1 protein-coding gene (cut by a window edge) is annotated in these 23,363 nt (G+C 73.6%); it reads left to right on the plus strand.

Annotated features, from left to right (window positions below; all coding sequences use genetic code 11):
• Nucleotides 1-23,363, plus strand: the 5' end (the start) of a protein-coding gene (locus IF37_RS0106945) for a hypothetical protein (protein WP_158727303.1). Its footprint extends 35,491 nt past the window's final position; 23,363 of the gene's 58,854 nt are visible here — the first part of the coding sequence; its start codon is at nt 1-3; its stop codon lies beyond the right edge, outside the window.

Raw genomic sequence — 23,363 nt, forward strand, 5'->3', positions numbered from 1 at the left:
GTGCGTACCGAGAGCCGGCCGTCCGCCGCCGAGGCGCGCGCCGACGCCCCGGGTGTCACGCGGACCGAGACGCGGGATCCGTTGTCCCCGACGGACGGCCGGGACACCGCGGCGACGGGCGGCACCGAGCGGGCCGACCACGGCGGGGCGTCCGCCGGTCGGGTCGACGGGCCCTTCACGTCCGGGGTGGTGCGTGAGTCGGCGGCCGCGCCGGAGGTGGTGACCGGCCGGGGCCGGGACGGGAACGATTTCGCGTTGCCGTTGCCGGAGGGTTCGAGGGCGCTGTTCGACGGGGCGGGTGAGCTGCGGCACGTCGTGCTGCCGGACGGGGTGAGTTTCGAGCGCGGCTTCGACGGTCTGTGGGGGCCGCCGCGCCACAGCACGGGTGAGGTGATCTCCAGGAAGACGGACAGCGATACCGTGCTCACCCTGCACGACGGCAGCACCGTGGTGCTGGGCAAGGAGAACGAGCGGATCACCGACAACGCCGCGGACAAGGTCCTGATGTACCGGCAGATCAAGGACGAGAACGGGGCGTGGCTGGCGCAGCCGAAGGTTTTCCTGCCGCACGAGGAGGGCGGCTGGGTCGAGCGTACCGATCTGAACACCTCCACCTACGAGGGTTTCCTGGCGAGTGCGAACAAGGCGCATGACGCGGCGCAGAAGCTGTTCGACATCGGGGCCCGGTCGGCGCGGAGCGTGCCGGAGCACGAGCGGCTGGACCGTATCGGTGAGGAGCAGCTGAAGGAGCTGTACTGGCGTGGGACGGAGGATGACAAGATCGCGGCGCTGTATGAGTGGGTGCGGCGCAGCCAGGGCATATCGCTGCGGTACACGCAGCTGGACGCGGTGATCGGCCTGGGCCGGGGCGAGATGGTCAACATGGCCGCCGGTGAGGGCAAGTCGTGGGTGTTCTTCATGAACGCCGCTTTGCAGGCGGCGAAGGACGGCGTGTCGGCGTCGTATCTGATCACGCCGAGGGATGTGCTGGCGAACCGGGAGATCGTGCACTTCGAGAAGGTGCTGGGCGACTGGGCCCATGTCCACCGGATGAACTCCGACACGCCGCCTCCTCCGCCGGGCGGCGACAAGCCCACGATCTACATCGGCACCTCCGAGGACGTGGCGTTCGGGAAACTCAAGCACGGCCTGTTGCAGGGCCAGAACAACCCGGGTGACGAGATCCGTGTCCATGTCGCCGTCGACGAGGCGGACGAGGCGTTCGTCTACGCCAACCCGACCTACATCCTCAGCGAGGGCGCGCAGCGCGAGGCCGCACCTCAGACGGTGACCGAGGTGAACTGGGCCGGCGAGACGCTGAAGGACGGTCTGGACCGGGGGGTGCTGGACGAGACGGACTTCGGTCTGCGTTCCGGTCATCTCGGCGGTGGCGGGGCGCAGCTGACCGAAGCCGGCAGGGCCAAGCTGGAAGCGGAGTTGCAGCGCGGCCTGACCGAGCAGGAGGTGCACCGGCTGAACATGGCCGCGCTGGCACAGTGGGTGTACAAGCCGAAGATCCACTACGCGGTGCACGAGGGCAAGATCTACATCATCGACCAGAACTCGCACAAAGTTCTCTACGACCCGGTCACGTCCTCGGAGTCGCGGTGGAACAACGGTCTGGCGCAGGCGATCGAGCATCATCTGGGGCTGACGGTCCGCTCGGACTCCGACAGCAGCCGCAGCCTGACCGCGCAGGACATGGTCAAGCTCACGGAGTTCAGCCAGACCAGCGGCGCCTCCGGCACGGTCAAGGGACACGACTTCGGCGCGCTGGGCCTGTCGGACACCGTCCGGGACGTCAACCGCTACTACGAGCACCGGTTGGAGTTCATCCCGGACCGGATCAGTGAGGATCTCCACCGCAAGCTCGACGAGGTCGTCGACGACACGCTGAACGGTTATCCGGCCGACCGGCGTCCGCCGCAGCTGATCCTGGCCCACCGCAACGACCTGGTCGGTGAGATCTCGGCGCGGCTGGAGGCCGCGGGTGTGGAGCACACGGCGATCGACGCGAACTGGTTCCTGGAGAAGGGCCGCTTCCAGGAGGACGCCTTCGAGGAAGCCATCAAGGACGCGGGCCGGCCCGGCAAGATCACCGTCATCAACATGACCGGCGGCCGCGGCGTCGACATCAAGGTCGTCGACGCGGCGAAGGAACTGGGCGGACTGCACGTCAGGATCACCGGCCGCTCGCACATCTCCGCCGACATCGACATCCAGGCCGAGAACCGGGCCGCCCGTGGTGGCGACCCGGGCAAGGTCACCTACTACGGCACCCCGCAAGACGACATCTACGCGCTGTCCCCCAACCCCGACGTGCACCACGTCGTGATCCGGTACACCGACGCGGTCAGGAACCACCAGGAGGTCCCCGCCCCGGAGACCGCGCAGGCCCTCGGCCACGCCGAGCAGGACCTGCGCGACCTGGTGCCGCGGCTGCAGGACGCCGCGGCCGCCGCCCGCCGCGCCCAGTACGCCCATGACGCGCCGGCGAACGCACCCCCGGTCGGCACCACCGGCCAGGCCTCCACCACCGACCAGGACACCCCCACCCCACCGCCCGAACAACCGGCGGAGCAGCCGGTGGAGCAGTCCGGCACGCACTCCGAGGCGGACATCCCGGCACCGGCCACCGACACCACCGACCCCGCCGGAACACGGCCCGGGACGGCCGGCTCCCGGGAGGAGATGCCGGCGGCCCCCGCGCCCCTGCTGGATGCCCTGGCCGGACTGCGCGACAGGGTCGAGGCGCGGGAGCGGGCGTACGAGGAGTTCGACAGGCGGCTGGCGGAGTACCCCCCCGGGCTGCGCTCTCCCCTGGTCGCGGAGCGGGTCGCCGAGGCCCGCGAGACGTTCGCCGACGCGTGGGCACAGGACCACCCGGCCGCGGGCCCCGCCGAACTCACCGCCACCCGTACCCGCGCCCTCACGGATCTGACCGCGCACCTGGCGTCCGCACAGGACGCCCTCACGGCACGGGAACAGGCGCAGACGGTCTTCGACCGTGAGGTCGCCACGGTGGTGGTGCCGGACACACGGATCCGTACGGCCTTCCAGGGCTCCACCCAGGCGACGGCGCTGGCCGAGGAATTCCGGCAGACGGTGGCCGACGCGTCCGGCGGCACGGAAGCGGCGGTACGGGAGTTCCGGCAGCGTTATGCCGAGGCGCACACCGCCTGGGCCGCCGAACGGCGGGCCGGCGCCGCGTTCGACAACGCCCTGCGGACCACGGCCCCGGACGGGCGGCGGATCCACCTCGGGGACGGGCTGGCGCAGTGGAGCGCCCCGGTCCGCGATTGGTACTCCGAGCGACTCGTCTCCCTGCGGGAGAGTTACGTCGCCGAGCGGACCGAGACGCTGGCCGTCGCGGACGAGGACGAGCGTCAGACGCGCCTGGACCGGCTGGACAGCGACATCCGCCAGGCGGCGCTGTTCCAGCAGCAGCGAGCGCAGGTGGCGGCCGCGGCAGGCCTCCAATTCACCGAGCACACCGCCCGGTTCGCGGCCGACCCGGCCTGGAACAGCGAGCTGACCGCCTGGTACCAGCACCGGCAGCGGGCACTTTCCGAGCCGCTCCTCGGGCAACTCGACCTGTACGGGCCCCGGGAGCGGGCGCAGGCTTTGGCGCGCTTCGACGAGCAGGCCACCGCACTGCGCACGGTCGCCGAGTCCCGCCACCGGGCGTACCAGGACTTCGAGCGGCTGGTGGAAGGCCACGCCGAGCACACGGGGCCGGTGTCCCACGCCGCGACAGCCGACTGGACCGGGCGCCAGATCACCGCCCTGCGCGACGCCTACCTCGAGACCGTCCAGCAGGCCCGGGACACCGCCCTGCCCGTCCAGTTCCCGGCGGCGCATCCGCAGGCTGCCGCCGAGGACGACTGGCGTGTTCCGGCGTGGCAGGAAGCGCAGCGGGAGCTGCACCGCCATTACGCCGACCTGCTGGCCCAGGACCGTACCGAGGACTCCGCCACCGACGCCGATGGCGAAACCGTGGCGGAGGAGGAGCGGGAGAGCGCCTTCGACGAGGCGTTCCGCCAGTGGGCGCGGGAGCAGGCCCCGGGGGTGTCCGAGGAGCGGCTGGCCGCGGTCCGGGAGCGGGTCAGGGAGAACCCCGACCGGTTCGCCGAGCCGACCGCCGACGACACGGCGGCGGACCGGCTGCGGGACGCCTTCGATCTGGGGGCGGCGCGTGAGCTGGCCGCGGTCCGCGGTCAGCAGGCGTTCGACACCGCGTACCGGCAGTGGGGGCAGCGGTTGGCGGATGCGTGGCGGGGCCGGCTCGCCGACGGTACGCCGGCGCCGTTCGAGCTGGTCGCGGAGATGGCCGAGTCGGTGCGGGAACTGGCCGCCGGTGACTTCCGCGACCGGTGGGAGGGGATGCTCCAGGACACCCTGGTCTCCGGCACCGACCTGCGCACCCGTGGCGGGGAGGTGGTGCGGGAGTCGGCGCGGATGCTGCGCGGGCTGGTCTCCGGTCTGGAGGGGGAGTTCGACCGGTACGCGCTGCGCTTCGGCCAGCTCTCCCGGCTCGACGCGGTGTTCGAAGACCTCGCGGACGGAGCGTTCCGCGACCGGCTCGACCAGAGCGGCCGGGACCTGCTGACGGCCTTCGGCGCCGAGGACACCGAGGTGTCCGAGCCCGGCCGGACCCGGATCCTCGAAGAGACCCGGCAGACGCTGCGGGAGGCGTTCGACCGGGTCTTCCCCGGCGCGGAGTCCGTGGCGGGGCTGGCCACCGGCGGCGTCCTGCCCCAGGCATGGCAGGACGAGGTCCGCACGGTCCTGGACGCGCTGCCCGGCAGGCTGGCCCTCCAGGCGGCCCGCGAGGCGGCCATCCTGCGTTCGCAGGACGCGGTCGCGGACGCCGTCGCCTCCTGGGCCGACTCCGCCACCGCCACCGGCCGGACCTTCCTCGACCGTTTCCCCGTCTCCTTCGGCCAGGTACGCCCCCAACTCCGGCGCACCCTGGACGTCTCGGTCGCCGCCGCCGTCAACGACCACTTCGAGCAGCTCTTCGGCCACGACGGTGTGACCACCGACCCGGCCGACGTCCGGGCCGGGCTGGAGCGCTGGAACACCGCGTACGGCGAGCTGACCGGCCGGGACCGGCTGCACACCTGGCTCACCGTCCGGCACGCCCGGGACGGCGTGTACGCAGCCGCCGCGCGCCTGTTCGACGAGCAACTCGAGCGCTGGCAGGCCACCCACGGCACGCAGGCGCTGACCGAGGCGGACATCGCCCGCGCCCGGGCCGGCCTGGACGAGCGGCTCCTCGCCGCCTTCGACGCGCTGTTCACCGGCCGTCCGGTCGGCTCCGACGAACTCGCCGGCGCGGTACGGCAGTGGGACGCCGTGCTCGCCCGGCAGGCCCGCACGCTGGCCGCGCACCTCGACTTCGAGTCCTGGACCGACGCCGCGCTGTACGACGCCGCGCGTTCCTTCGACACGCTGCGCCCGGATGACGACACCGCCCGGCAGCGGTGGGAGGAACACGCCGAGGACTTCCGCGCCGACTTCCTGGACGCGTACGAACTGCTGTGGGCGCCTGAGGCGCTGTCCACGTCCTGGGCCGCCCACGAGGCGGAGTACACCGACGCGTTCGGGGCGGGCCTGGAGGCCGCGCGCTTGCACGCCCAGCGCGGTGACGACAAGGGCAAGGCCCGGTCCGCCGGTGAGCGGCCGGCCGACTCGCTGCCGACGGAGTTGCGGGGGCTGGAGCACGGCGAGCTGGCCGCGCTGATCGGCAGGGCGGGGCAGCTGGTGCCGCCGAAGCTGACGATCAGTGGTGAGGCGGAGACGGAGGCGCTGCGTGAGGCGCACCGCCGGCGGGTGCTGGAGGTTGCCGCGGTCCTGCACACCCAGGACGAGCAGGCGGCCCGCGACCGGGCCAGGGAACTGGGCGCCGACCCGGCACCGACCGGTATCCGCGCGGGCGCCCGGCCCGTGGACATGACACGGCAGCAGGCCGGTTCCTCGTCCGCCGCCGGGCAGGGGTCGTACGGGCTGCGCATGCCGAGTTTCGGGGTCGGTGTCCAGCGGTCGGCCGATGTGCCGCAGGAGCAGCCGGACATCATGGCGGAGCTCTTCGGGGAGGACAGCCCCGCCGCACAGGAGGCCGAGGAGTGGGCGCCCGGGACCGAGGCGGCGCCGATCGTGATCGAGGACGACGAGGAGACCGGGGGCGGAGCCGCCCAGGAGTGGCGTTCCACGAGCTGGAGTTCCCCCTCGCAGCCGCCGTCCACACGTCCTTTCTGGGGCGAGTGGCTGAGCCTGGACCAGCAGGACGAACTGTTCGCCCGGCTGCGGGACGAGAGCGCGAGGGCGCGGGAGATGACGTTCGGCGACGTCGCCGACACGGCGTTCGCCATCTCGGGCAAGGCGCTGGGGCAGCAGCAGGTGGAATGGCTGCACGCGGAGTACTGGCAGCAGCACCAGCCCTCGCGGCGCGGTGAGCACCACAAGTGGCGCGACTACGTCACCGGAGAGGCAGCGCACCACCTCGAGGCGGCGCGGGACTACTTCGCGACCCACGGCCACTTGGAAGTGCCGGCCAGGGTGGATGGAGTGCACAACACCCTGGGCCGCTACATCGACTTGTTGCGTCGGGGGTCCTACCAGGCCCTGTCCCAGGAGATCGTGGACACCTGGAACGCCATGGGCATGCGCTGGAGCACGACCACCGCGCTGGAGGCCGCCCGGGCGTATCTGGCCGGCAGGGGTCTCACCGGAGCGCAGCTCGACGCGCCGCCACCGGCCGAACAGCTCCGGGCGGTGTCGGTGCCCGGTTGGCAGGCCACGTTCGACCTGGCCCACTGGGGCCGTGTGCTGCCCTACTTGTCCCGGATGGCCGAGGCCGAGCGGACCAGGGTCCGTGACGTCCTCGGTCCCGCCTGGGCCCAGAGCGTCCTGCCCGGGGAAGCGGCGCCCACCGAGGGGTGGACCCAGTTGTGGGGTGTGCCGGCCCGCGCCCTGCCCGCTTCCGTGGCCCGGGCGACCGCCCCCGTCCCGCAGGACGCGGTCACGCCCGAGGAACGCAGGCAGCTGTTCACGTATGTGCGGTCTCACGAGCGGGGGCGCAAGCGCAAGTTGACCTTCCTGGATGCGAACGTCTATGCCCAGAGGGTCTTGAACAGGAGCCTGAGCCTCGAGCTGATCACCCAGCTGAGTGCCGAGTACGCCGACCGCGCCGCTCGGCCGGCAGGCGCCGCGCCCCTCGGCCGGCGCGGCGCACGGATGTCACGGCAGTCCGCGCCCTCCACCCGGAACATGGCCGCACCGGAGGCGACCGCCTCGGGTTCCGGCGTGCCGGGGACGACGGAGAGCCAGGGCGCCCCTGCGCACAGCGAGCGGGAGACCGGCCCGGCGGACGCCGTGATCGACCTGACGACAGAGCCTGAGGCCGGGCGGACGGTGCCCGACGACGGCCTGCCGGACACCGCAGGTCCGTCGCACGACACCCGCTCGCACGACGCTGACCGGGAGGTGCGGCCCGAAACGGACGCCGGGTTGGATGCCGGGCAGATGGACCTGGACCAGCTCGGTCTCGGTGATCCGGGTGTGGGATTGGATGCCGGGCAGATCGATTGGGGCCGGCTTGGTCTCGGTGAGCCGGACGCCGGGGTGGATGCCGGGCAGATCGATTGGGGTCAGTTCGGTCTCGGTGAGCCGGGTGCGGGATTGGATGCCGGGCAGATGGACCTGGACCAGCTCGGTCTCGGTCTGCCGGACGCCGCTGGAGTCGATCTGGAAGCCGCGCTGGCGGCGCTGGACAGTCTGCTGCCCGATACCTCGCAGTACACGGACATGCTCGCCGGTGATCCCTGGTGGTCGTGGCTCGACGGGAACACCGTCGGCCCGGCACCGGACGCGCAGTTCCTCCCGGACGCCGGTGCGGACGACACCACGCGGGTGACGTCGGAAGCCGGGCCGTCGTCCGCGAGCAGGGCCGAGGTTTCCGATCGTGAGGCCCAGGCCTCCGACTGGAGGTCCCGTCCATGGGGTCTTTCCTTTGAGCCCCGGTCCGACGCACAGTTCGACGACGGGCTGAGCGACGCCGAACGCACCGACTTCTTCGACACGGTGCGCAGGCGGGAGAGCCGGAGCGAGCAGGCCCTGACCTATGGCGAAGTCGCCGCCTTGGCGGCAGAGCTGCTGAGAAACCTGCATACCGCCCCCGGCTTCGACGTGGTGGATCAGTGGGGTCGGCTGTACGCACACCGGCAGTTCGAGGCGGACTGGCGGCTCACCGCGGCGGCGGACTACTTCCGGCGGCACGGGCACCTGAACGTCCTGACCACCGGGGACGACGCGGACGCGAAGCTGGGCCGATCCCTCGCCAACATGCGCAACCGCCGCCATGCCCAGGTTCAGCGGGTCGTCGATCTGCTGGACTCTTTCGGCATGTTCTGGTCCGCCCGCGACGCCGAGGAAGCCGCGAAGGCATACCGGCGGGCCAAGGGGGACTCCCTCGTGGTGCCGCCGCCGGCGGACGAGATCCGCGCGGTGCGCACCCCGGGGCAGAAGTCGACCTTCGACCTCGACGCGTGGATCAGGCTGTTCCACCAGCGTCCCGCCATCTGGCAGGACGACCAGGCCGTCCTGCGCGGTTTCGGCGAAGACTGGGGCCGCCTGCTCCTGGCGGAGCGCCACAGACAGCGCGACCTCCGGCACGCCCGGCCCGCCGAGGCCGCCGCCGAGCCCCCGCGTGCGGTGAGGACGGGACCCGTTCAGGAGGCGTCGGGCCGCAAGGAGTCGCGGTTGCGGCGGGAGTTCGGTCAGGACAGGTTCGAAGCTCTCGCCCGACAGGCGTCCGGGCTGCTCCAGCCCGCCGTGCTCGCGGCCGGGGACCCGGCGAGCGCTCAGCTGCTGGAGACGCAGCGGCACGGCCTGCTGAGCATCGTCGAGACGCTCGGACGGACCAACAGCGTCGCGCAGGCCGTGGCACTGGCCGACGAGCTGACGGCGCGGACGCCCGGCATCTGGTCGCCGGTGCAGATGCTGGGCTCCGGTGCCTTCGGCAGCGCGCGCACGGCGGACGGTGAAGCCCCCGAGGTGGTCGGCGAACTACGACGCGGTCTCGGGTCCGGCTTCGACCTGCGCCGCGGCTCCGGCCTCGCCGGCGACCCGGACGCAGCCGCGGTCGCGCGCATCCTCGGACCTGACGTCTACGGGCAGCGGCAGGCACCTCAGGCGCCCGGGTTCCTGCGCGGCTACGACTTCTCCCAGCTGAAGGCGGCGCAGCGCGCGGCGTTCTTCGCGGCCGTGGACATGACCCGTCCGGCCCCGAGCGCGGACGAGCTGCGGCCCTCCGCGCTGCCCCGGCAGCCCCGGACCGTGGTCGAGTCGCGCAGCCGGTCGATGAGCCGTGGCAGCATGCCCGTGCTGCCGAAGGCCGCGAGGATCGCCAAGCTCGCGCACGCCATCTGGCTCGGCGGGCCGCTGCGGGACGCGGGGGCCACGAACGGCTTCCGCTGGAACCTGGAGAGACTGGCGGCCGCGCAGCCGGAGTTCACCGTCATCCTGTGGACCGACGTCACACGCGCCGAGTTCGCCGCCGCCGAGGCCGCGGCGAAGACATCGGCCGACGCGACGCACGCGAACCGCCGGACGGCCGACGTGCTGGACATGCTCCAGTGGGCACGCGCGGCAGGGGTGAGACTGGTCAACGTCGACGAGATCTTCTCCGCGACCTCTCCCATGGTGCTGGAGGGCATCTACCGGGCGGAGATCGCGCGGGCGATGGGCGTGGCGTACGCGGCCGCCAGCGACGTCCTCCGCCTGGAGATCCTGAGGCGGTTCGGCGGTGTGGCCAACGACCTGGACAACGCGGTCGCCGGCGACCTGACCGGCGAACTGCGGCGGGTCGTCGACTCCCCGCAGGGCTTCGGCATCGCGCGCCACGCAGGCCGGCCGTGGAACGCGACCCTGATCGCGCCCGCCGGGCACGCCCTCCTGGACCCCTACCTGGACGTGATCCGCGGCAACTACACGCGGACACCGGCCGAGAACATGCTGCGGTCCATGCAGTTGCAGAACGGTGACGTGCTCCCGGACGACCGCTCCGCGCGACGCCCGCTCGCCCCCGACGTGCTGTCCCACTCGCGGCAGACGATGCGGGACGAGGTGCTGATGCGCAGCGGCCCCAGCCCCTCGGTCTGGCGCACGCTGGCCCGCCGAGCCGGCCTGTCGGACATGCTGGACGAGCTGGTCACCGTCTCGCCCGAGGTGTTCGCGCTCTCGTCGGCACAGTCCTGGCTCCCGCCGCAGCCCGGTCAGGGCACGACGGCCGCCACGGACACCGCACCGGCGTACGACCTGGCGGAGGATCTCCGGGTCGCGCGCGCCGCGGTGGTCACCCTCGTCCAGGGCCTGCACCGCCAGCCCGGCAACCTCAACCTGGCCCAGGTCGCGCCGATGATCAACGGCCGGCCCCGTCCCGACGACCTGTGGGACGCCGTCGTCGGATTCCTCGCAGACCACCCCGAGCTCCGCGACCGCGTACGCTCCGTCACCCTCAGCACACTCGGCGGCAGCCCGCTGAAGCCGGTCCACACGGTAGTCCTGCCCCCGTGGTCCCGGCGACCGTTGCAGACCATGCCCGCCGCGCCCCGCGACGGTCTGGGCAACCACGTGTTGCCGGCCCGGCTGCTCGACCCGGCCGAGGCCGGTCCCGACCTGCTCGGGACCGAGGGCACGGGACGACAGGACGGCGCCACGCTGTCGGGCGGCGCCCCGTCGCGCCGTACACTTCCGGACGCCACGCCGGGGGCGGGACCGTCGAGGCCGCGGAGCGCGCGGACGGAGCCCTACGACACGTCGTCGCGCGGGTGGTCCCTGCCGCGTGCCGGCGAGCGGCAGCCGGGCACCGACGACGCCGTGATGGAGGAGTTGTTCGGCCGTACCCCGGCGCCGGAACAGCACAACGCCCAGCCGGGCAGCTCAGCCACGGAAGCCATCGACGTGGACGCCTTCGAGGAGGTGCGTGCGCCCGTACAGCTGGGGGAGCGGGGGGCGGTCTCGTGGAACTCCGCGGCGACACCGCAGCCGTTCGTCCGTCCCCTGTGGACGCAGTGGCCGACACAGGCGGAGCGCGACGGGCTCTTCGAGCACCTGCGCGGGCTGCCCTCCCGGGAGCAGCGGAAACTGACCTTCCAGGGGGTGGCCGACCTGTTGCTGGACCGTACCGGACGGCAGCTGGACGCGGTCCAGATGGAACGGCTGCACTGGGAATACCACCAGCAACCGCCTGCTCCTCGCTCTGCGCGCTCCAGGGCGGGCCAGGTGCCCCAGTTGTTGGATCATCGCTTGCAGGCAGCCCAAAGGCATTTCGAGCGGTTCGGGCACCTGGAGCCTCGCCTCAAGGGTGAGTTCCAGGCGTTGCATCATTACGTGATCGGCTTGCGGGCTATGGAGTATGCCAATCTCGCCCCGGAGTTCGTCCGCAGGTGGGAGGCGGTCGGCATGCGCTGGGCGACCACGGCGGCGATGCGGGCCGCACAGGAGTACCTGCGGGGCCGGGTGCCCGCAGAGGCGCCGCCGGACGAGGAGATCCGGGCGATCACGGTGCCGGGTTGGCAGGCCACCTTCGACCTCGCCCACTGGGCCAGCACCCTGACCCACGTCCAGATCAGCAACCTGCCCCTTGCGCATCGTCGGCTCATTTACGACACACTGGGGCCAGCCTGGGCGGTCACTCTCGTGCACGGGCCTGATGATGTCCTCCGGTTGCAGGCGGCACGGTCGTTCTTCGACCGGGAGGGTCACCTCGAAGTCCCGCGGAGTACCGTCGAGAACGTCGGAGAGCCGCCGCAGCCCGTTCTGCTCGGCAACCGTGTCAACCTCATGCGCTCCGAGGGCTTCGGTAAAATCTCGCAGGACGTCGCGGATGCCTGGAACGCGGTCGGCATGCGATGGTCGACTCAGGACGCCTTGGCGGCCGCGCGCGTGTACCTCAACGGCAGGGTGCCCACCGAAGCGCCGCCGGACGAGGAGATCCAGGCGATCGAGGTGCCCGGCTGGGAGGCCGCCTTCGACCTGGCCCACTGGGGCCGGGTACTGCGCCATGCGTCCTATCTGACCTTCGACCGACAGCGGGACATCCGCGAGGTGCTCGGCGAGGCGTGGGCCGTCCGGATCCTTCCGCCCCGGTGGACCGAGGATGACGGCGCGTCCGCGCAGGGCGCAACCGCCCACCGCACCGAGAGCGGTGCGGCCCACCAGGCCGGGCCGTCTTCCGCGTCGCGGCCGGAGGGCAACGACCCCATGACGCGCCCCGACTGGTGGGCACGGTCGTGGGCCGTGCCGGGTGCGACTGAGCCCGCGGCCCCCCCGAACGGACAGCCGCTGTCGGCCACCGTGGTGGAGGAGTTGATCCGCGCCGTGCGCCGAGTGGAGGTCGGCCGGCGGCGTCCGATCACGTGGCTGGAGGTCGCGGGTTTCGTACGCCGGTCCGCCGGTGTCGATCCGTCCGTCGACTTCCTCGACTGGCTGAACGCGGAGTACCTGCGTCGCTATCCGACACGGCCGAGCCGTATGTCGACAGCGATGCCGGGGATCGGGTCGGCATCTCAGGCCAGAGTGAACGCGGACTTCACCACGGACTGGAGGCTCGGCCCCGCGCGGGAGTTCTTCACCGCCCACGGTCACCTGGAGCCGCCTGCCAACTTCTCGATCCGTGATGCGTCGGGGAACCAGCACAACCTCACGTCGCTGCTCAATCTCGTCCGGCAGCAACGCACCGCGCTGCCGCAGGAAGCGGTCGACGCGTGGGAGGCCATCGGCATGCGCTGGCTGACCAAGCACGCGGCGGCGGCGGCGACCGCCTACCTGAACCGGCACCCCGGTGAGACGGTGCCGTCAGTGTCCGACATCAGGGCGGTGCCCATCGACGGGCACGTGGTCGCTTTCGATCTCGCCGCGTGGTCCACGGCGTTCGGGTACAAGGCGCGCGTGGACAAGAGCGAACGCGAATTCGTTGTCAAGGCTTTCGGCCAAGCCTGGGCCGACCAGATCTTCGCCGACCGCGAACGCCGACTTCGGGAGCAACGTGCCAAGGCGCGCGCGTCGGCGCAGACCGACGCGCCGCCGTCCGCCGGGACGACGGGGGAGCAGAGCGGACCGGCCGGAGCGTCCACGCCCGGTGCGGAGCCCACGGCACCCATCACGGCCCCCGGTGAGGAGACGGGGCAGTCCGGTGGGACAGGGACCTCGGAGGGCGTCCGGCAGCCCGGAGCGATCGAACCCGACCTGAGCACGATGGAGCAGGACGCCGGGTTCGGTGAGTCGGATGTTCCGCTGGATCAGGCGGACGACTTCTCCTGGCTGGCCGATCTCGGGCAGCCGGGTGCCGGGTTCGGTGAGTCGGATGTTCCGCTGGATCAGGCGGACGACTTCTCGTGGCTGGCCGGTCTGGAGCAGCCGGGTGCCGGGTTCGACGGGTTGGGTGTTCCGCCGGGTCAGGCGGACGACTTCTCGTGGCTGGCCGGTCTGGAGCAGGCGGACCCCGGCGGGTGGACAGGCCAGGGCCTGGTGGACATGCCGCCGTACCAGGGCATCCAGGGGCTGCCCCTGGAGCAGCCCGCCCCCTTCGACGCGAACCACGGCGGGTTCGACTTCGCTGCCGACCTCATGGGCCTCGCGGCCCCGGCCCGGGACGACGCCCGTCAGGCGAACGCCCTGCCGGACGTGGACATGCGGCCGGCGCCCCTCCAGCCGGGGCCCGGCACTGTCGCCCCCGGCACCGCGGACGCCGGTGGGTCGGCCCAGGACGCGCCGCGGACGCAGCCCGGGACCGCCGTCGAGACGGTGGCGGACATGGATTCGCGGCTGATCCGGGAGTTCGGCGAGCCCCGGTTCCTGGAGCTGCTGAACGACGCGTCCGGGATGCTCGACCCGGTCGTGCTGGCGGGCACGGATCCCGAGACCGAACGGCTGCGTGAGGCGCAGTACCGGGCGATGCTGCGGATCGCGGAGACGTACGGCAGGACGGGGAGCTACACCCGGGCCGTCGCCCTGGCGGACGAGCTGGCCGTGGAGACGCCCGGTATCCGGGTGTCCGGGCAGCCGGGGCCCGGCACTGTCGCCCCCGGCACCGCGGACGCCGGTGGGTCGGCCCAGGACGCGCCGCGGACGCCGCCCGGGACCACCGCCGAGACGGTGGCGGACATGGAGTCGCGGCTGATCGGGGAGTTCGGCGAGGACCGGTTCCGGGCGCTGGTGACCGACGCTTCCGGGATGCTCGCCCCTGCCGTGCTGACGGGCACGGATCCCGAGACCGTACGGCTGCTTGAGGCGCAGCGCCGGGCGACGCTGCGGATCGCGGAGGAGTACGGCAGGACGGGGAACTACCCCTGGGCCCTTGTCCAGGCGGACATGCTGGCCGTGGAGACGCCCGGTATCCGGGCCTCCGGGCCGGTGGGGCCGGGCGGCTCCGACTCCGCCGCGACGGCCGTTCCGGCACGTGCCGCCCAACTGCCGTCACGTACCCGGCAGCTCATCGAGGACGTGGCCGCCGACGCGGTGCGTGGCCTTCCCGCCACGGCGATCGGGCCCGACGCCCTGACCGCCTTCCTGACCAGGACTGCCATGCGCTCCTGGCACGAGGACTGGCCCGCCGCGGAGCTCGCCCGGATGGCGGCGGTCGACCGGCAGTGGACGGAAGGCGCGCACGCCCGCCTGGTCGACGCGCTGACGCACCCCGGCCACCTGCACGTGCTCAGGGCGATCGTGGCCAATCCCACTCTCGGGGCGCTGCTCCGCGTGCGGCCGCAACACCTGGACACGTTCTCCGAGTCCGGCAGGCTGCTGTCGGGCCTCGGTGAGCTGCCCGCCGCGACCCTGGATCTCTATGTGCGCACCCCGCGGTTCCTGGACGACCTGCTGGCCGCCGACGCGAACGGGCGGCGGGAACTGCTGGAGGAGATCGAGCGGCGCCCTTCCAGCAACTTCGTGCTGCTCTCCGCCGCCGGTCTGGCCACCTGGCTCCAGGGCAAGGCCGCCCACACCATCGCCCTCTCCGCCCGGGGCCCCGTGGCGGCGACCGTCGCGAGCCTCCCGCAGCTCGCCGAGGCGGTGCGGACCGGCTCCGCGGACAGCGCGCGGGCGTTCGCCCACGAATGGACGCTGTCGCGCGCCCTGCACATCAACGCGCAGGCCCGCGTCCCCGTCCCGGTCGACTACGCCGCCCTCCTCGGCAACCGCGCGCTGCGTACCGCCCTCCAGCTCCACGCCGACCAGACGCTCCTGCTGGTCAGGGCGCCGCGACTGCTGTCGGCGGTCGCGCGGGACACCGGTCTGCTGGACGTCCTCGCACGCGCGCCGCGGCTGGTCGACGTCCTCACCGACCTCCCCGCGTTCGCCGACCGTCTGGCGGCGGACGCCCGGCTGCTCACCCAGGCGGTGGACAACGCGGCCGTCGCAGCCCGGCTGTCCCACGACCCGGCGCACTTCGACGGCGTACCGGACGACGGCCTGCGCGACGCCCTGCGGGACGCGACGGAGCCCGAGCACGCCGTTCCCACGGTCGGCGCCGACGGCGGGCCGCTGGCGGAACTCCGGGCCGCCCTCCCCGGCCTGGACGCCGTGCTGACCGCCGAGCCCGAGCTGTCGGCGGTCCTGCAAGAGGACGACGCCCTGGTGCGGACGATGCTGGCATACACCGGGCTGCTGTCGGAGCCGCACGAGTACCGCCGGCTGCTCGACGACAGCGCCGCGGGGCTGCGCAGGCTGGTGCGCGAGGGCTCACCGCTGCTCGCCCCGAACCTGCTGAGGGCGGCGCTGCGCCACACGACCCTCGCCCACTGGTTCACCCGGCTCCCCTCCGTCCTCGGTGCGGCACCGACCGACGTACGCCGGGCGCTCGCGGCGGCCGCCTTCGCCGACCCGCGGGTGGGGGAGATGCTGTTCGCCAACCCGGGCCTGGGGCTCCTTCTCGAGAGCCGCACCGTTCCGCTCGATGTGAACCGGCTTGTCCCTTTTTGGGAGGCCCGGCCCACCGACGAACGGGTCTTCAGCCGTTACTTCACCCCCGGCTTCGGCGACATCCTGACGCGCCCGGCGGCCCCCGGGCGCCTGCTGGACGTACTGTTCCGCGACGACGACGCCCTGTTCCGGCTGGCCGGGAACGACCGGTCCGTCCTGGACGCCGTCGACGCCGAGGCGGTGGACAACCTCCACGCCAGTCCAGCCGTGGTGACGGAGCTGGCCTCCCGGCCGCAGATCCGGCTCAGCGGCCGGCACTGGCGCCGCTTCTTCCACACCCCGGACCTGCTCGCGGGACTGGACGCCGACCGGACCCTGCTCGGCCTGCTGGCCTCGGCACCGGAGGCGCTCCGCGAGGCGATCGCGCGGCCCGGTCTCGTCGGAGCCCTGCACGACGCCGGGTTCCAGGACGGGCTGTCCCGCATCGCCGCGGAGAAGAAGGCACGGGCCAAGAAAAAGAGCCGGACCTGGGCGAAGGACCTGCACACCCTCGTGACGACGCACGGCGGTGAGGCCGTGCTGTCCCCCGAGGGGGTCCGCCTGGAACCGGGCGACCTCTTCTGGGGTCACCTGTGGGGCCGCCCGCAGGACGAGGCGAGGACCGCGCTGCGGGAGGCCCGGCCGGAACCCGGACAGCAGGAGGACCTGCGCAGACTCCTGGACATCGACGACAGGGTGCGCGGCGACGAGAACCTGTTCGCCGCCGCCCGGCGCAACCGCGCCCTCGGCGCCCGCCTCTTCCTGGACCCCGAGCTGGCCGAGACGCTGGAGGCCAGGCCCGCACTCCTGGCCCGCCTCGAGGACACCGGCTCCTCGCTCATGGTGCCGCTCCAGACGACCCCGGCGCTCACCGCCGCCCTGCGCACCGACGACTACCTCTACCGGTACGTCACGAACGACGAGGAGGCCGCCGGCGTCCTCACCTCGTACCCTGGGTTCGCCGAGCAGCTGACCCGCAACCCCGAGCTGGTCCGCCTGCTCACCACGCAGGGCGTCCGGTACGGTCTGGCGCAGACCAGACCGGCTCTGAACGTCCTGATGAGGGCCTTGCCGGACGTGGCGCGGGTCCTCGCCGACGGCGGGCCGGTCGCCGACCTCCTGCTGCGCAACCCCGGGCTGACCGGTCTGCTGGCCGGACGCCTCCGGGACCGCGAAGCGGGCGCGGCGGTCATCCGGGCCGTGACGAGCGGTTTCCCGGTCGCGGCGGCCGTCGCACTGGCCCCGGCGCTCACCGAGGTGCTCTCCCTGTTCCCCGCGGTCGTCCGTGCGGTCGGCGACCACCCGGAGGCCTTCCCGGACCCGGCCGCCTTCATGCGGTTCATCCGCAACGAGGACCTGCTGCGCCTCTTCCAGCGGCACCCGGCGCAGGCGGACGTGGTGCTGCGCTCCGCCGAGCTGACCGAGACGGCGGTGCACACCCCCGCCACGGTGGCGGCCCTGGCGGCCGACGACGGCCTGGCGCCGCTGCTCGATCGCCGTCCGCTGGGCGAGGTCGTGCACCGTCTGCTCCGCGAACAGCCGGAGCTGGCGGACCACCTCGCGACGGCCCCGGGCGAAGCCGGTCACGCGCTGCGCTCGGCGCTCGGCGCGGTACGCGGCCTGGCCGAGGCGATGGCCGCCGACCCGCGGATCGGCCGTGACCTGCGGGACGCGCCGTGGCTGGGCGGGGCGCTGCTGCGTGGCCACCGCCTGGTCGAACACGCGGTGCGGGACAGCGCGCTGTGGCGTGCGGCCCGGGCCGCGCGGACCTTCGCCGACGCCCTGACCCCCGCGCTGGCGCGCAGGGTCTCCGACCACGAGACGCTGCTGAACCGGTTCGCCGAACACCCCGGCGCCCTGGCCGACATCGACCCGCTGGAGCTGCGGCGGCTGCTGACCGACCCTGGTCTGGCGCGCTTCCTGGACGACGACGACGCGTTCGCCGGACAGTTCCTCGGCACGCCCGCGTGGCGCGCCCGCGCACTGGAGTCGCGGGGCTTCGCCGACGAACTGCGGCGGCTGGCGCGGGACCCCGACGGCTTCCGGCGACTCGTCGCGGACACCACCGGGGAAAGCCTGCTGACCGCCCTGGCCCCCGCCACCGTCACGAACCGGGAGACCGTCCGGGAACTCCCGGTGCGGGACGCCGGCACGCCGGACCGCCCCGGCGCCACCACGGCCCGGGTGGCGCGGTCGTCGCCGGGCTCGGTGTGGGCCGAGGCGCTGGCCTCGGTGCCCGAGGCGGCGGAACTGCTGCTGAGCCGCGAGGCCGCGGACGTCGCCGGCGAACTGGGACGGCACCCGGAACTGCTGCCCCTGCTGCTCGGCGCGCCCGCCGTGCTCGAGGACCTCGCGCGGGACCCCGCGGCCTGGCGGGACTACACCTTCGGCGAGTTCCTGACCGGCGGCGAGGACCGGCTCGACACCTTCGAGACCGACTTCCACGACTGGCTGGACCGGCTGGGTGCCGTGATGGACGGTGACCTCCACGGCCGGGTCCGCGACCTGGCGCACGCGGTGTGGGACCGGGAGCGGGCCCGCCGGGACGCGCAGCGGGCCGAAGAGGCCGCCCGCGTCGCGGAACGACTGGCCGCCTTCCAGCCCCACCTGCCCGACACCTGGCAGTACAGCGGCCGGCTCGTCCTCGCCCGGCACGTCAAGGAGGACCGGCTGTCGCCGGAGCAGCTCCGGGACCTGCGCAGGGTCGCCACCGGGCAGCTCCGCCCGCGGGAGAGCGAGGTACGGGCGCACCAGGCACTCCACGTCCACCTGGGCGGTGGCAGCGGCGGTGCGACGTTCACGTACGTCCTCGCGGCCGACGGCCGGGTGGACACGCTGGTGTACGCCATCAGCGAGGTGCGGCGCGGCAACAGGTACGTGTGGGACGGACACGGCACGAGCTCCGTCGACGGCCCGCTGGAGATCGGTGCGGTGCGCAACGAGCCCGCCCTGGTGTCCTCCAGGGAACGGGTGGAGGCCGAGCGGGCGGCCGGGGAGCGCGCGGGCAAGGGCAAGGCCAGGGACACCCGGCCCGCCGAGGAGCTGTCCGCGGCTCCGGTGGACGCCGAGACGGCCCGGCTCGCGGACGCCCTGGCGGCGTACCACGCGGCCCTGGCCGGGCAGCACACTGTCAGGCATGGGCGGGACAAGCGGACCCAGTCGCGCGAGCAGGCGAGGGCGCTCGTCGCGCTGCGGGACGCCCGGGAGGCGCTGCGGAAGCTGGGGCTGGAGACCGACGCGCAACCGGACGCGGACACCGCGGCCGACCTGGCGGAGCGGCTGGGCCTCTCCGCCACCGCCGCCACGGCGCTGCTGACCAGGGCGAGCGGCTATGTCCGGGCGCCGATGCTCATGGACTCCGAGGCGCGGGCGGACTACTACCGGCGGCTGGCCGAGGTCGCCCATGTCCTGCACACGGAGGGCGAGGCGGCGGCCCAGCGGCTGGCCGGCCCTGACACGCGTCTCTTCCCGCCGGGCGCCGCCCGGCCCGCCGAGGCGGCGGACACGACCCACCGGGACCCGGACCAGGCCGGACCCAGCACCGTCACGGCCGAGCCGGTCCTCGTACCGGTGGACGCCAGGCGGGCGGCGGAGCTGGACGATTCGGTCCTCGGCCCGCGCCCGGAGGAGCCGCAGAGCCTGGACGCCCTGCTGTCCCGGGCCCCGGTGGACGCCAGTCGGGCGGCGGAGCTGGACGCGTCGGTCATCGGCGCGCGCCCGGACCAGCCGCGCGGCCTGGACGCGCTGCTGGCCCAGACCCTCCACGACCGGCCGGAAGCCCGACAGCGGGCCGAAGCGCCGGAGTCGGCGGTCGCCGTGCCCGAACCGGCGGCCGAGGCAACCGAACCCGTGGTCGCCGCACCGGAGACGGCCGTCGCCGTACCGGAACTCAGCGAGCACGTCCGGACCTTCGGTTCGGCCTTCGACGGCGCCCAGGGCACCACCCACCTCGGCACCGTGCCGGAGGAGACCGTCCTCTGGCTGCGCGAGCAGGTGGCCCGGCAGCTGGAGGGCGCGGCCGGCCCCGACGCGGACCTGCGCCGGCGCATCGAGGCCAGGCTGACCCCCGGCTACCTGATCCACGAGTGGGCCGACGTGCGCAGCGAGACCGGGCTCCGCCTGCCGCTGGAACACCGTGGTGTGCGCCGGACCGTCCACGTACGGCTGCGGCTGGACGATCCCCGGTCCGCGCCCGGACTGCTGGACGGGCTGGCCGAGGGCGTGCCCAACCGGGTGCAGCGCTGGGGCGCGGGCTACACGGAGGCGGGCAACTCCGCCGGCACCGCCGATCTGCGCACCTTCCAGTTCAACTACAGCCATGTGTGGGACGTGCCGACCGCCGGCCCGCTGCGCCAGGTCGTGGTGCAGCCGCAGGTCAACGTGGTCCGCAACCAGCTGTCGACGTCCGTGAGCGCGGCGGGCGGCGCGCAGTCGCTGTCCATCACCACCACGCTCGGCGGAACGGTGCCGTTCGAGTACGGGATGCACTGGCAGGTGCGGTCCGATGCCGCGCAGGCCGCCGGTGATTGGACGGCCTCCCGGGAGCACGGCCGGATCGCGGTCTGGTTCCCGGAGTTCCTGGCGCGGACCGAGTCGGCGGACGCGGACGGCGACGCGGGCCCGGAGGCCGCGCCGGACGGCACGGCCGGCGGCGACGGCACGACCGCTGTCGCCCGGCCGGGCGCGGCCGAGCGCGAGGCCGCCCCGCTGCGGACGGCGGTGCGCGAGGCGCCGCTGTACGCCGTGGAGTCGGTGCGCTTCCCGGACCGCGTGGTGAACACGGTGGAGGATTCCTTCGCGGATCATCTCGACGGGGTGACGGAGGCGTCCCGGGAAGACGTGCGCCGGTTCTTCGGCGCCCGCAACCTCCGCGACGCGCTTCCCAAGATGCTGAGCGGATGGCACAGCTCGCCGGTGCTGCTGGCCGCTGACGGCTCCGTACGGGGCCACTTCCGGGTGCACGCGACCCTCACCGGCCGCGAGGAGACCGTCGGCCCCGCGGCTCCCGCGGCGGACCTCATGCAGATGGTGGTGCGCTCGGTACGGGTCACCGGGCAGTCGACCGTCACCAACGCGGCGGGCGCCGACCTCAGCGTCTCGCTCGGCTTCTCGGCGCCGACGACCGACAGCGTCCCCGATCCGGTCGGCGGCTCCCTGTCGCTGAACGCCGGAGCACGCCACCAGGTGTCGTACGGCCTGGGCTCCGGCGGCGAGGTCACCCGGTCCCAGGCGCTGGAGTTCGGCGGGCCGCTGTTCCGCGTACAGGGCGAAGTGGGCTTCACGGTGGAGCTGGTCCGCCCCGGCGGGAGCCTGGACAACCGGGTCGGGTTGGGCGCGTACCCGGTGGTGTTCCAGGTGCCGTCCCGCGCCGCGCTGGAGGGCGTCAAGGAGGCCGTCCCGCGCCGGCTCCCCGCCGAGGTGGCGGAGCTGCGTGCGCTGGGCGTCTCCACCACGACCCTGCGCGTCGACGGCACCGAGCCGCTGTTCGACCTGGCCGAGCGCTGGCTGCGGGAGCACGGCTTCCTGCCCTCGGCGACCGGCGACGGCTGGGCCGGCGAGGCCGCCCGGGCCCGCCGGCTGGTCAACGCCCGCGCCCTGGACCACGCCCGTTCCGGCGAGTCGCTGCGCGCCGCGGCGGACGAACTCGTCGAGGGCGGCCACACGGTCTGGTTCGAGCTGCCCACCACGGCCGATGTGCAGCGGGTCGCCCTCCGGCTGACCGCCGAGCGCGTCGGCGACGGACCGGTGGAGGCCGTCCGGGCGCTGCCCGGCGTCCAGGTGAACAACTGGTCCGGGTTCGCCCGCCCCGGCCAGGAACAGCGCACAGTGGCCCCCGTCGCCTGGTCGGTGACCGGGTCGGGCCAGGTCAGCAACCCGCTGGAACGCCACGTCGACCTGCCGTTGCAGGGCCTGGGACCCGAGTACACGTACAGCAGGCAGACCGCCACGACCACCGGCACCGGATCCCTGGTGGGCCAGGAGAAGTACGTGGTGTCCTCGCCGGACGACGGCCTCCAGGTCTTCGACGTCCCGGTGCGGCTGCGGATGGAGCTGTCCTGGAGCCACGGCCCGGCACCGAGGCCGGTCGTCGCCGACGGCACGCTGGGTCTCGCGCTGCCCACGTACCGCACCGAGGCGGCACCGGAGGCGGACACGTCCGCACCGCCCGCGCCCCGGTCCGCCACGGACGCCGTCCCGGTGAACGACGAGGAGCTCCAGCGGCTGCGGGCCGCCGCCGACGCCGGTGAGCTGCACCGGCTCCCGGAGACGGCCTTCGTGGACCGGGTGTCGGGCGGCGCCGCCCTGGCCGACGCGGTGAGCCGGGTGCTGGGCGCGGTCCGGACCGCGCCGGCGACCGAGGAGCCGTTCGACCTGTCGGCGGCTCTCGCCGGCCCCACGGAGACCGCCGAACAACGCACCGGCGCCTGGGTGTCGGACGGCGCGGCGGGACCGCTGGGCCGCTTCGTCCGGGCCGCGGACGGGGCCTGGCGGTGGACGGCGCGCTCGGCGGTGGGCGGTTCGCTCACCGACCCGGACAGCATGGCGCAGCAGGTGCTGCGCTCCGCGCTCTCCTCGCAGCAGCTCACCGGCAACGCCCTGGCCGTGTTCGGCGACGGCTTCGTCCTGGAGGGCATCGGCAGCCACGGACTGGCCCTGGGCACCGACGCCTCGGTGACGGTCCGGGCCTACCTGACCGACGTGCGGATGGGTGACGAGCCGCCGGAGATGAGCCTGGAGACCTGGCTGTACTCCGCGGACACCTCCTCGGTGACCCGGTCGGTGGGCAGCGGGCGGACCCAGGGCATGACTGTCAGCGGTGCCTACGGGCCCACGGTCGGCTTCTTCCCCAGCGGGCGTTACGCGTACTCCGCGGGCACCTCGGCCGGTGTGACCGTCGCGGACAACGCGTCGAACGCGCGGGTCACCGCCGACAACAACACCCGGCTGGACCGGTTCACGGCCACCGCCACCTTCGAGGTGACGGTCCGCGTGGGCCGCCGGAACGTGGTCGCCGGAACCCTGGCCGCCGGCCCCCACACGGAGCGGACCTTCGGCATCCGGGTGCCCGACGCCGTGGAGTTCCTGCTGCCGAAGAGCGAGCTGGCCCGGCACTTCCCGCTCGCGCGCGTGCTCGGCATCACCCCGGACGTTCCGGCGGCCGACCTGGTGCTGCCCTCGGCCTACCGGGCGACCGGCCAGCTCGGACAGGGCGCCGTCACCCAGACCGTCCTGGACGGCCCGCGCGGCGGCTTCCAGCAGCGGATCACGCACGCCGTGGAGCAGGCGGCACCCGGGGCCACCGTCCCGGGACACGCCGCCTACCTGCCCGGCCTCGCCACCTGGATCGCCGACCGCACCTCGCCGGTGGCCCTGCGCGCCCTGATCGCCGCAGGCCCCGA

Origin of the sequence: Streptomyces sp. NRRL S-31, from assembly GCF_000718775.1 — a bacterium.
Lineage (GTDB): Bacteria > Actinomycetota > Actinomycetes > Streptomycetales > Streptomycetaceae > Streptomyces.